The organism is Thioalkalivibrio thiocyanoxidans ARh2 (assembly GCF_000385215.1).
In the GTDB taxonomy this organism is placed as follows: Bacteria; Pseudomonadota; Gammaproteobacteria; order Ectothiorhodospirales; family Ectothiorhodospiraceae; genus Thioalkalivibrio; species Thioalkalivibrio thiocyanoxidans.
Genome location: NZ_ARQK01000056.1, coordinates 13,827 through 25,375 on the forward strand (window position 1 = coordinate 13,827; position 11,549 = coordinate 25,375).

The 11,549-nt window shown below is 70.1% G+C and carries 10 protein-coding genes; 9 read left to right on the forward strand and 1 reads right to left on the reverse strand.

The genetic code is table 11. From position 1 onward, the window contains the following. Positions 1 to 2 precede the first annotated feature (2 nt). The 8 genes from G372_RS0109615 (at position 3) to G372_RS0109650 (ending at position 10,213) form a co-directional block, all read left to right on the forward strand. The gene (locus tag G372_RS0109615) at positions 3 to 4,559 is read left to right on the forward strand and encodes an Lhr family helicase (RefSeq protein ID WP_018864659.1); all 4,557 of its coding nucleotides are present in this window, start codon (positions 3 to 5) and stop codon (positions 4,557 to 4,559) included. Positions 4,560 to 4,855: 296 nt separating this feature from the next. Next, positions 4,856 to 5,299 (forward strand): type II 3-dehydroquinate dehydratase, encoded by a 444-nt coding sequence (gene aroQ, locus G372_RS0109620; RefSeq protein ID WP_018864658.1) that lies wholly within the window; start codon positions 4,856 to 4,858, stop codon positions 5,297 to 5,299. A 7-nt stretch (positions 5,300 to 5,306) separates the two neighbouring features. Next, positions 5,307 to 5,759, forward strand: coding sequence for an acetyl-CoA carboxylase biotin carboxyl carrier protein (gene accB / locus G372_RS0109625; RefSeq protein ID WP_019624079.1), 453 nt, complete (start codon positions 5,307 to 5,309; stop codon positions 5,757 to 5,759). A 33-nt stretch (positions 5,760 to 5,792) separates the two neighbouring features. Then, entirely contained in the window at positions 5,793 to 7,139 is a 1,347-nt protein-coding gene (gene accC / locus G372_RS0109630; RefSeq protein ID WP_018864656.1) for an acetyl-CoA carboxylase biotin carboxylase subunit, read from the forward strand. After that, positions 7,139 to 8,020: a 50S ribosomal protein L11 methyltransferase gene (prmA, locus tag G372_RS0109635; RefSeq protein ID WP_019624078.1), complete on the forward strand. Its 882-nt coding sequence runs from the start codon at positions 7,139 to 7,141 to the stop codon at positions 8,018 to 8,020. Before accC ends, prmA begins: the two co-directional genes overlap by 1 nt. A 78-nt stretch (positions 8,021 to 8,098) precedes the next feature. Beyond that, positions 8,099 to 8,836 (forward strand): hypothetical protein, encoded by a 738-nt coding sequence (locus G372_RS0109640; protein ID WP_019624077.1) that lies wholly within the window; start codon positions 8,099 to 8,101, stop codon positions 8,834 to 8,836. A gap of 61 nt (positions 8,837 to 8,897) precedes the next feature. Beyond that, on the forward strand, positions 8,898 to 9,890 hold the full coding sequence (gene dusB / locus G372_RS0109645) for a tRNA dihydrouridine synthase DusB (RefSeq protein WP_019624076.1): 993 nt from the start codon (positions 8,898 to 8,900) through the stop codon (positions 9,888 to 9,890). A 2-nt stretch (positions 9,891 to 9,892) separates the two neighbouring features. Next, positions 9,893 to 10,213 (forward strand): helix-turn-helix domain-containing protein, encoded by a 321-nt coding sequence (locus G372_RS0109650; RefSeq protein ID WP_018864652.1) that lies wholly within the window; start codon positions 9,893 to 9,895, stop codon positions 10,211 to 10,213. 61 nt (positions 10,214 to 10,274) lie between these two features. On the opposite strand, the gene G372_RS0109655 is transcribed toward G372_RS0109650, so the two are convergent. Beyond that, positions 10,275 to 11,054: an inositol monophosphatase family protein gene (locus G372_RS0109655; protein ID WP_018864651.1), complete on the reverse strand. Its 780-nt coding sequence runs from the start codon at positions 11,052 to 11,054 to the stop codon at positions 10,275 to 10,277. A 119-nt stretch (positions 11,055 to 11,173) separates the two neighbouring features. On the opposite strand from G372_RS0109655, the gene G372_RS0109660 reads away from it, so the two are divergent. Further along, the gene (locus G372_RS0109660) at positions 11,174 to 11,491 is read left to right on the forward strand and encodes a DUF2322 family protein (RefSeq protein WP_018864650.1); all 318 of its coding nucleotides are present in this window, start codon (positions 11,174 to 11,176) and stop codon (positions 11,489 to 11,491) included. Positions 11,492 to 11,549 lie beyond the last annotated feature (58 nt).

Consider the following 11,549-nt stretch of genomic DNA (forward strand, 5'->3'; position numbering starts at 1 on the left):
CGATGCCGGTCACGCCCTTTCGCCCCGCGACCGATACCTGGTTCGGCGAGGCCTTCGGGCAGGCGACCGCGATCCAGTCGCGCGGCTGGCCCGCGATCCGGGCCGGCCGCCACTGCCTGCTGATCGCCCCCACCGGCAGCGGCAAGACCCTCGCCGCGTTCCTCAGCGCCATTGACCGCCTGACCGGCGAGCTTGCACCGGATGCCCGTCGCGGCTACTCGGTGCTGTACATCTCGCCGCTGAAGGCGCTGGCCACCGATATCGAACGCAACCTGCGCGCCCCGCTGACCGGGATCGCGCAGACCGCCGCGCGTCTGGACCAGACCGCGGGCCAGACCGTGGACGAGACCCCGGGCGAGCCGGTCGTGCACATCCGCACCGGCGACACCCCGCAGGCCGAGCGCCGCGCCCAGGCGCGCGAACCCGGCGACATCCTGGTGACCACGCCGGAATCGCTGTACTTGCTGCTGGGCTCGAAGGCCGCCGAGAACCTCGAGTCCATCCACACGGTGATCATCGACGAGGTACATGCGCTGGCCGGCAACAAGCGCGGCGCGCACCTTGCCCTGTCGCTGGAACGCCTGGCCGAACGCTGTGGCGAGGACCCGCAGCGCATCGGGCTGTCCGCCACCGTGCACCCGGTGGAAGTAGCGCGCGGCTTCCTCGGCGGCGACCGCGAGGTGGAGGTGATCGACGCCGCCGAGCCACCGCGCCTGGACCTCGAGATCCTTGCCCCCGAGGAGCCGCCCGCCGAGCACGCAGCACCGACCGTCGAGGGCCCGGAGGCGACAAGCCCCATGCCATCCGGCCCGATCCCGTCCGGTTCCATCCTCGGCGCGGTGTACGGCCAGGGCACCGGGCAGCTCCCTACCGGTGGCGGCGACCGCGCCGCACGCCTGGAGCCGCGCCTGCTGGCCGCGATCCTGGAGCACCGCTCCACCATCGTGTTCGTGAACAGTCGCGGGCTGTGCGAACGCCTGGTCCAGCGCATCAACGAGGCCTGGCGGGAGCAGCAGCCGGAGGATGCCGAGCCGGTGGAGGACCTGGTCGCCGCCCACCACGGCAGCGTGTCCCACGAGCGCCGTGCCGAGATCGAGGGCCGGCTGAAGACCGGGCGCCTGCGCGGCATCGTCGCCACCAGCTCGCTGGAGCTGGGCATCGACATGGGCGCGGTGGACCTGGTGATCATGGTCGAATCCCCCGGCGCGGTCGCCCGTGGGCTGCAGCGCGCCGGGCGCGCCGGGCACGGCGTGGGCCAGGTCTCGCGCTCGCTGCTGCTGCCGCGCTTTCGTGGCGACCTGCTCGAATGCGCGGTGATCGGCGAGCGTATGCAGGCCGGCGCGCTGGAACCGATCCACGCCCCGCACAACCCGCTGGACGTACTCGCCCAGCAGATCGTCGCGATGGTCTGCGAACGCCCGCGCACGGTGGACGAGCTGCACGCGCTGGTCCGCCGCGCCGCGCCCTGGCGCGAGCTGTCGCGCCCGCTGCTCGAGGCCACGCTGGACATGCTCTCCGGCCATTACCCGAGCACCGACTTCGCCGACCTGCGCCCCTGGCTCGCCTGGGACCGCGCCCGCGACGAGCTGACCCCGCGCCGGGGGGCGGCGCTGGCCGCGCGCCTGAACGCCGGGACCATCCCCGACCGCGGGCTGTACGGCGTGCATGTCGGCGAGGGCGGGCCGCGCATCGGCGAGCTGGACGAGGAGATGGTGTTCGAGCTGAAGACCGGCGAGAACGTGACCCTGGGTGCCAGCACCTGGCACGTGGAGGCGATTACCCGTGACCGCGTGCTCGTCTCCCCCGCCCCCGGCGAGGTTGGCAAGCTCCCGTTCTGGCATGGCGATGGCCCCGGCCGCCCGATCCAGCTCGGCCAGGCCATCGGCGCCGCCACCGAGCGGCTGGCCCGCATGGGCCGCGCCGAACGCACGACCTGGCTCAGGGAACACGCGCCACTGTCGGAGGCGGCGGTGGAGACCCTCTGCGACTACATCGACGAGCAGCGCGAGGCCACCGGGCAGCTGCCATCGGACCAGCGCATTGTGGTCGAGCGCTTCCGCGACGAGGTCGGCGACTGGCGCGTCTGCATCCTGACCCCGTTCGGCGCGCGCGTGCACGCCCCCTGGGCGCTGGCCCTTCAGGGCGCGCTGACCAGCCGCTCCGGCTTCGAGGTGCAGGTGATGTACACCGACGACGGCATCGTGCTGCGCCTGGCCGACAGCGAGGACCTGCCCGAACTGGACGCCTTGTTCCCCGACCCGGAGGAGCTGGAAGAGGCGGTCACCCGCGAGCTGGGCAACTCCACGCTGTTCGCCAGCGCCTTTCGCGAGAACGCGGCACGCGCCCTGCTGCTGGTACGCAATCGCCCCGGCCAGCGCACCCCGCTGTGGGCGCAACGCCTGAAGTCGCAGCAGCTGCTGGCCTCGGTGCGCGAGTACGCGAGTTTTCCGGTGGTGCTGGAGACCTACCGCCAGGTGCTGGCCGACGTGTTCGATCTGGACGCCCTGCGCCAGATCCTGCGCGGCGTGCAGGAACGCCGCATCCGCGTGCACGAGGTAGAGACGCCGCAGGCCTCGCCGTTCGCCCGCAGCCTGGTGTTCGCCTATGTCGCGGCCTACATCTACGAGCAGGACGCGCCGATGGCCGAGCGCAAGGCCCAGGCGCTCACGCTCGACCGCGGCATGCTGGTCGAACTGCTGGGCCAGGCCGAACTGCGCGAGCTGATTGACCCCGACGCCCTGGCCGAGCTGGAGGCCGAGCTAGCACACGCCACCGAGGCAACCCGGGTGCAGGACGCCGACGCCCTGCACGACCTGCTGCGCCGGCGCGGGGACCTGAGCCCGGACGAAGTGGCGGCCGCCTGCGCCGAGGCGCCGGGGCCGTGGCTGGAACAGCTCGCCCGGTCCCTGCGCGCGGTGGCGGTGCGCATCGCTGGCGAGCCGCGCTGGATCGCGGCCGAGGACGCCGCGCTGTACCGCGATGCCCTAGGTGTGGTGCCGCCGCCCGGCCTGCCCGCCGCCTTCCTGGAACCGCCGCAGCGCCCGCTGGAACAGCTGCTGCGCCGCTACGCCCGTACCCACGGCCCGTTCCGAAGCGAGGACCTGGGCGCACGCTACGGCCTCGCGCCGGGCGCACTGCTGCCGGCGCTCGAGAGCTTGGAGCGCGCCGGCGTGCTGCTGCGCGGCGAGATCCGCCCGCAGGGCACCGGCGAGGACTGGTGCGAACTGGACATCCTGCGGCGACTGAAACGCCGCACCCTGGCGCGGCTGCGCGACGAGGCGGCCGCGGTCGATGCCCGTGCGCTGGGCCGCTTCCTGCCCGCCTGGCAGGGCCTGGCCGAACCCGGCCGCGGGGCGGGCGCCCTGCGCGACACGCTGACACAACTGGAGGGCATCGCCCTGCCCTGGTCCGCCTGGACCGCCCATGTGCTGCCGATGCGGGTGCGCGACTTCTCGCTGGATGCGCTGGACCGCATCACCGCCTCCGGGGAATTCGTCTGGGTCGGAAGTGGCGCGCTGGGCCAGCGCGACGGGCGCATCCGCTTCCTGCGCCGCGAACAGGCGATGGTGCTGCTGGAACCGGAGGCCGATGCCACGGATACCCCCGCCAGCGACGACCCGCTGGCGCAGGCGATCCTGGAGGCCTTGGACCGGCGCGGCGCCTGCTTCTACCTGGAGCTGGAACGCGCGGCCCGCAGCGCGCAGCCGGACGCCCGCCAGGACGCGATCGAGGCCGCAATCTGGGACCTGGTCTGGGCCGGGCAGATCACCAACGACACCTTCGCGCCACTGCGCAGCCTGGGCCAGCGCAGGACGTCCACACGCGGCCGCCGGCGACCGGGACAGGGTCTGGCCGGCGGGCGCTGGTCACGGGTCGCCGAGCTGATCGACCCCGGCGTGTCGCTGACCGAGCGCGCCCGCGAACAGGCCGAGAGCCTGCTGGCCCGCTACGGCGTGGTCAGCCGCGAGATGGCCCGCGCCGAGGGCCTGCCCGGCGGCTTCGGCCGCGTGTACCCCGTCTACCGCGCGATGGAGGATGCCGGCAAGCTGCGCCGCGGCCACTTCGTCGAGGGCCTGACCGGCGCGCAGTTCGCCCGCGCCGGCGCGGTGGATCGCCTGCGCGCCCTGGAACGCGCGGTCGACGACACCCCCGAACCCCAGTGGCTGGCCAGCGTCGACCCGGCCAGCCCCTGGGGCCTGCTCCTGCCCTGGCCGGAGCCGCCGGAAGCGGCCGAGGGCCGCCTGCGCCGCGTGGCCGGGGCGCTGGTCGCGCTGGCCGGTGGCCAGCCGCTGCTATACCTGGCCACTTCCGGCCGCCAGCTGTTCGTCTGGGAGACCATCCCCGGCATCGACACCGGCGAGGCACACGCGGCACTCGTCACCGAGGCGATCCGCCAGCTCGCGAGCAGCGGCTGGCTGCCGAAGCGACGCGGCGTAACCATCGAGAGCATCAACGGCGAACCGGCGCGCCAGTCCCCGTTCGCGGCCGCGCTGCGCGCCGGCGGTGCCATGGGCGAGGTCCGTGGCCTGCGCCTGGAACCGCCCACCGGCCGCCGTTGATGCGATTCGCCGCGCTCTGCGCATCCTACGGGGCATGGTCGCAGATCGGGGCAGTGTCGTAGGGTGCGTTGAGCCCTGCGAAACGCACCGTTCGCCCGGAATCTCGCGAGGCTCGAACGGCTGCCCCAACTCATCGGCATATCGCAGTCGCCCATCACACGAGCCCGGGCAAAAAACGCCTGTCTGGCTGGACACTCGCACCACCGGTACGGCAGAATCCCGTTCATTCGATGCACCCTCCATTTTTGGTGCAATCGCGTCCATTCACGACAGGATCGCTGCCGATTCCGCTCATCATGCCTTCTATCCTGCTGCTCAACGGCCCCAACCTGAACCTGCTGGGACAGCGGGAGCCGGAGCGGTACGGGCACTATACGCTGGCGGACATCGAGGCCGACCTGACGGCGCACGCCCAGGCCGCCGGGGAAACCCTCGCCTGCTTCCAGAGCAACCATGAAGGCGAGCTGATCGACCGCATCCATGCGGCGCGCAGCGAGGGCGTACGCCGCATCCTGATCAACCCGGGCGGCCTGACGCACACCAGCGTAAGCCTGCGCGACGCCCTGCTGGGCGTCGACATCCCGTTTTACGAGATTCACATCAGCAACATCCACGCGCGCGAGGCGTTTCGCCATACTTCGCGCCTGGCCGATGTCGCCGCCGGCACCCTGAGCGGGTTCGGCGTGATCGGCTACCGGATGGCGCTGGACGCGGCAATCGCGGCCCTCAAGGAGTCATAGACACCCCATGGATATTCGCAAGGTCAAGAAACTGATCGATCTGCTCGACGAGAGCGGCATCCACGAGATCGAGATTCACGAAGGCGAGGAATCGGTGCGCATCACGCGCTCGCCGAGCGGCACGGCCGTGGCGGCCGCCCCGGCGGCGATGCCGGCCCCGGCATCCGCACCGGCCGCGTCGGCCGGCGACCCCCCCGCCGCGGAACCCGCGGCGCCGGCAGTGGACGGCCACCCGGTCACCGCGCCGATGGTCGGCACCTTCTACCGTGCCCCGAGCCCCGGCGCGAAGCCCTTTGTCGAGGTCGGCCAGACGGTAGAGGTCGGCGAGACACTGTGCATCATCGAGGCGATGAAGATGCTCAACCCCATCGAGGCGGACCAGGCCGGCACCATCCGCGACATCCTGGTCGAGAACGGCAACCCGGTGGAATACGGCCAGCCCCTGTTCATCATCGGCTGACGCCCCCCGACTCCGCTGCCTACAGGTCCGAGCATGTTTGAAAAGATTCTGATCGCCAACCGCGGCGAGATCGCCCTGCGGGTCCTGCGCACCTGCCGCGAGATGGGCATCGCGACGGTCGCGGTGCACTCCAGCGCCGACCGCGACCTGAAGCACGTGCGCCTGGCCGACGAGTCGGTCTGCATCGGGCCGGCCGCCTCCGGCGAGAGCTACCTGAATATCCCCGCGCTGATCGCCGCGGCCGAGGTCACCGATGCCGGCGCGATCCACCCCGGCTACGGTTTCCTGTCCGAGAACGCGGACTTCGCCGAGCGCGTGGAGTCCTCGGGCTTTGCCTTCATCGGCCCGCGCGCCGAGACGATTCGCCTGATGGGCGACAAGGTCTCGGCCAAGCAGGCGATGCTGGACGCCGGCGTCCCCTGTGTACCCGGCTCCGGCGGCGCGCTGACCGACGACGCCGACACCAACATGGCGCTGGCCCGCGAGATCGGCTACCCGGTGATCATCAAGGCCGCCGCGGGCGGCGGTGGCCGCGGCATGCGCGTAGTGCACACCGAGGGGGCGCTACTGCATTCGATCTCGCTGACCCGCAGCGAGGCCCAGCAGGGGTTCGGCAACGACACCCTGTACATGGAGAAGTACCTCGAGCACCCGCGCCACGTGGAATTCCAGATCCTCTCCGACAGCCAGGGCAACGCCATCTGCCTGGGCGAGCGCGACTGCTCGATGCAGCGCCGCCACCAGAAGGTGATCGAGGAAGCCCCGGCACCGGGCATCACCGACGAGCAGCGCCAGGCCATGAGCGAGCGGCTGGTCCGGGCCTGCCAGGAGATCGGCTACCGCGGCGCCGGGACCTTCGAGTTCCTGTACGAGAACGGGGAGTTCTACTTCATCGAGATGAACACCCGGCTGCAGGTCGAGCACACGGTGACCGAGCAGGTCACCGGCATCGACCTGGTGCGCGAGCAGATTCGCATCGCGGCGGGCGAGCCGCTGTCCCTGACCCAGGACCAGGTGGAGATCCGCGGGCATGCGATCGAGTGCCGCATCAACGCCGAGAATCCGGCCACGTTCATCCCCAGCCCGGGCACCATCCAGCAGTATCACGCCCCTGGCGGGCTCGGCATCCGCATGGATACCCATATCTACAACGGCTATGCGGTGCCGCCCTACTACGACTCGATGATCGGCAAGCTGATCGCCCACGGTCATAACCGTAACGTCGCGATCGCCCGCATGCGCGGCGCGCTCGGCGAGATCGTGATCGACGGGATCGAGACCAACATCGCCCTGCACAGCGAGCTGATAAACGACGCGAACTTCCAGAACGGTGGGACCGATATCCACTACCTGGAAAAGAAGCTGAAGTCGCTGACCTGATGAGCCTCGCCGAGCTGCAGTGCCAGATCGCCCCGGAACAGGCCGAGCCCCTGGAGGATGCCCTGTTCGAGCTCGGCGCCGTGAGCGTGGAGCTGCACGACGGCGCCGACGAGCCGCTGTTCGAGCCGCCGCTTGGCACCCATCCGCTGTGGTCCAGCGTGTGCCTGAAGGCCGTGTTCGCCGACGCCACCCAGGCCGAGCTGGCCGCCGCGTCGCTGGAGCGTCGCCAGCCGGCACCGGAGTCCATCTCCGTGGTCGCGATCGAGGACCAGGACTGGGTGCGTGCGGGGCTCGACGGCCTGGGCGCCATCCACTGTGGGGGGCCACTGTGGATCGTGCCCTCCTGGGAAACCCCGCCCGACGTCGAGGATGGCGTATTCGTGCATCTCGACCCGGGCCTGGCCTTTGGCACCGGCAATCACCCGACCACCGCGATGTGCCTGAAATCGCTCGCGGCGAACCCGCCACACGACCAGGAGGTGCTCGACTACGGCTGCGGCTCCGGCATCCTTGCGATTGCCGCGTTGAAGCTGGGGGCACGGCATGCGGTGGGCACCGACATCGACCGCCAGGCCGTCCAGGCCACCTACAGCAATGCGGCGGCAAACGACATCCCCGAGGACCGGATCGACGTCGGCCTGACCGACCACCCGATACCGGATGCGGGCTTTGACCTGGTGATCGCCAACATCCTGGCCAAGCCCCTGATCGACCTCGCCCCGGAACTGGCCCGTGCGGCCCGCCCGGGGGCGCGCCTGCTGCTGGCCGGCCTGCTGGAACGCCAGGCCGACGAGGTCATGGCAGCCTACGCGGACGCCTTCGACATCGGGATCGAGGACACCCGCGAGGGCTGGGCCCTGCTCAGCGGGCGCCGGCGCTAGCGTATGCGCACGCGTACGGGCCGCGAACGTGTACATGGGTCAGTGTTTCCCTAGTACGGCTGACCGAAGCCCCTCGCGATGCTCGCCCGCTGCCCCCATTGTGGCGTTGCCCACACCCTGACCCGCGGCGAGGAGCTGCGTCTGGACCAGGCACACTGCGATGCCTGCGGCGTGGACTTTGCGCTGTTCCCGGCACTCGAGATCGGCGGCGCCGGCGAACGGGCGACCGGCCCCGGCATCTCGGCGGTGCGCCACGCCGTCTCCCTGGATATCGAGCGCAGCCCCCGGCGCCAAGCACAGGAACTCGATATCGATACCCGCCCCGGGCAGGCCACGGCATATCCGGGGCGGCGCCCGGGGCGGGCGTTCGCCACCTTTTTGACCCTCCTGCTGCTCGCCCTCCTCTCCCTGCAGCTGCTGCTGGCGCCGCCGGTGCCCCCGGGGACCTGGAGCGGGCTGGACCACGCCCGGGCGAGCCTCTGCACCACCCCCCGTATCGAGGATCTCTGCCCGCCGTGGGAACCCGCACGCGAACCGGAACGCATCCGCGTCTCGTCCCCGAATCTGGAGACCACCGACGCGGGAGACCTGTCCATCCGATTCGAGCTGACAAGCCCCCTGAGACAGGCCTGGCCGGTGGTGGACATCCAGCTGTCCGATCGGCTGGGCACACGCCGCGGCAAGTGGCGCCTCCACCCGGCGGATGGCCATGCCAACCTGGACGCATCGATGAGCGCGGGTCGCCGCTATGCGATCGAGATCGAATTACCCGATACCGGGCCGCACATCACCGGGGCCGAAATCACGCTGCACTGAGCCCGCTTTGCACGGCAGCTGCTAGAATCGCGTGTTCGACCCCCGTTGGCCTGAACCCCGCATGCAGCTTGGTCCTCACCATTTCCCCGACCCGCCCGTATTTCTGGCCCCGATGGCAGGCGTCAGCGACCGCCCCCTGCGCCTGATCGCGCGGCGCCTGGGTGCGAGCGCGGCCGTCTCGGAGATGGTCACCTCGGACACGCGCCTGTGGGGCAGCGACAAGAGCCGGCACCGGCTGGACCATCGCCAGGAACCCCGCCCGCGCATCGTCCAGCTGCTGGGCAACGAGCCCGAGGCGCTGGCCGAGGCCGCGCGCGAGAACGTGCGCCGCGGGGCGGACGTGGTCGACCTGAACCTCGGCTGCCCGGCCAAGAAGGTCTGCAGCAAGGCCGCAGGCTCGGCCCTGCTGGGCGAGCCGGAGCGGGTACACGAACTGCTGACCGCACTGGTGGAGAGCGTCGAGGTGCCGGTCACGCTGAAGATGCGCCTGGGGCTGGATCGCGAGCGGATCAACGCCGAGACCGTCGCGGGCATCGCGCAGGATTGCGGTATCGCGATGCTGACGGTACACGGGCGCACCCGCGCCGACGCCTATCGCGGCACGGCCGACTACGAGGCCATCGCGCGTGTGGTACGGGCCGTTTCCATTCCGGTGCTGGCCAACGGCGACGTAGTCGATATCGACAGTGCGCACCGGGCGCTCGCAATCACCGGCGCCACCGGGCTGATGATCGGGCGCGGGGCACAGGGGCGCCCCTGGCTGCCCGGCCAGATCCGCGCCGCCCTGGCCGGCAAGCCGGTGCCGGACGACCCGGCATGGGAGGCGCGTCTTGCGCTGATCGAGGAACATTTGCGGGCCCTGCATTCGCAATACGGCGAAATGCAGGGCGTACGTATCGCGCGCAAGCACCTGGGCTGGTATCTTCAGCACTTGGGTCTCGGGGAGGACCCAACCCGGGCGGCACGGGCTTCCCTTCTCGCCGCCACTACCGCTAGTGAACAGCTTGGGCGCCTGCGCGCCATTCTCTCAGGAATCACAAGCGAGGCCGCATGAGGATGGACGTACCCTCTTTCGAACAAGAACAAAGCGGGGAGCCGGTATCATCGGGCAACCTCGCGTCGGGCTGCGTACTCGCCGAGTCGGTGCGCAATGCGCTGGACCAGTACTTCGAGACGCTGGACGGGCAGAGTAGTCACGATCTCTACGCGCTCGTGATGAACGAGGTCGAGCGCCCGCTACTGGCCTGCGTGCTGGAGCGCTGCAACGGCAACCAGAGCCGGGCGGCGGCGCTTCTGGGGCTCAACCGCGCCACGCTGCGCAAGAAGCTGCGCGCCCATGGTCTGGTCAGCGAGAACGGCAACGGCGCCCAGCGCTAACCCCCGACGGACCCGACACACGCCCGCCACCTGACGGGCGTGTGCGCAATCATCGACCGAACTACACCTTCCAGCCGAGGCGCTGCAGGGCCGTGCGGTGCAGTTCCGGCGTCGCGGCCGCCAGCACGTTGGTGGTCTGCAGGTCCAGTTCGCCGCCGGACAGATTGGTGAAGGTCCCACCCGCCTCGCGCACGATCACGGCCAGCGCCGCGATATCGAGGATGTTCACATCCGATTCGATGATCAGGTCGATGCTGCCGCGCGCCAGCAGGTGGTAGTGGTAGAAGTCGCCATAGCCGCGCGTGCGATTGACCTCGGCCATGATCCCGCCCAGCGCCTTCCAGCCTTCGGCATTCTGCGCAAGGGTCTTCAGGTTCCCGGTGGACAGCGAGGCGCGGCCCAGTTCGGTGGTCGGGGCGACGGCAATCTTTTCGCCGTTGAGGAAGGCGCCCTGGCCCTTTTCCGCCCAGGCGCGCTCGCCGAACTGCATACCGTTGGACAGCCCCAGGATCAGCTCGCCCTTGTGCATCAGCGCGATCTGGGTGGAGAAGAACGGGTAGCGACGCACGAAGCTCTTGGTGCCATCGATCGGGTCGATCAGCCAGACGTAGTCGGAGTCCATGTCCGACTGGCCGGTTTCCTCGCCATAGAAGCCGTGATCCGGGAAGCGCTCGCGGATCACCTGGCGGATCGCCTGCTCGCTTTCCACGTCGGCGCGCGTCACGGGCGTGTCGTCGGGCTTGGTCTCGACGTCGACGCCGGCGGCGTAGTAGTGACGGATGACCTTGTCCGCGGCATCGGCGGCGGCCTGGGCGGCCTCCATAAACGCGCTCTGCTGCATGCTGCTACCCCTTCGCAAAAAAGGGCTTATCTTAACACGGGGCCCGTCGGAGCCCGGCAGGCGGTTGTCCCGGCCCCGGCATGCCCCGATAATGCCGCCATCTTTTCGAGGAGTCCGACATGCCCAAGAACCTGCCCGACGTCAGCAATCTCGAACGCCTGGAACTGTTCGGCGAGGACTACAACCCGAGCGCGACCATCGAGAACGTGGACGGCCAGACCCTGTCGCTGCAGATCTACTACCAGCTGGCGCTGGACTACGGTGGCATCGGCCCGAAGGCCGCCAACTCCGGTTTGCTGATGTACGGCAGCCATGCCGACGATGCCCGCGCCAACCCGGGCAAGCACCCCAACATCGACCGCCTGTTCGAGATCCTCGACAAGGGCTACTACCTGTCGGTGAAGGCGGTACCCAAGCGCAAGAGCCGCGCCGGCTAGTTCTTCGAGGAGACGCTCTCCCGTTCCGGCGTGCATGCGCAAACCGGAACGCGTCTTC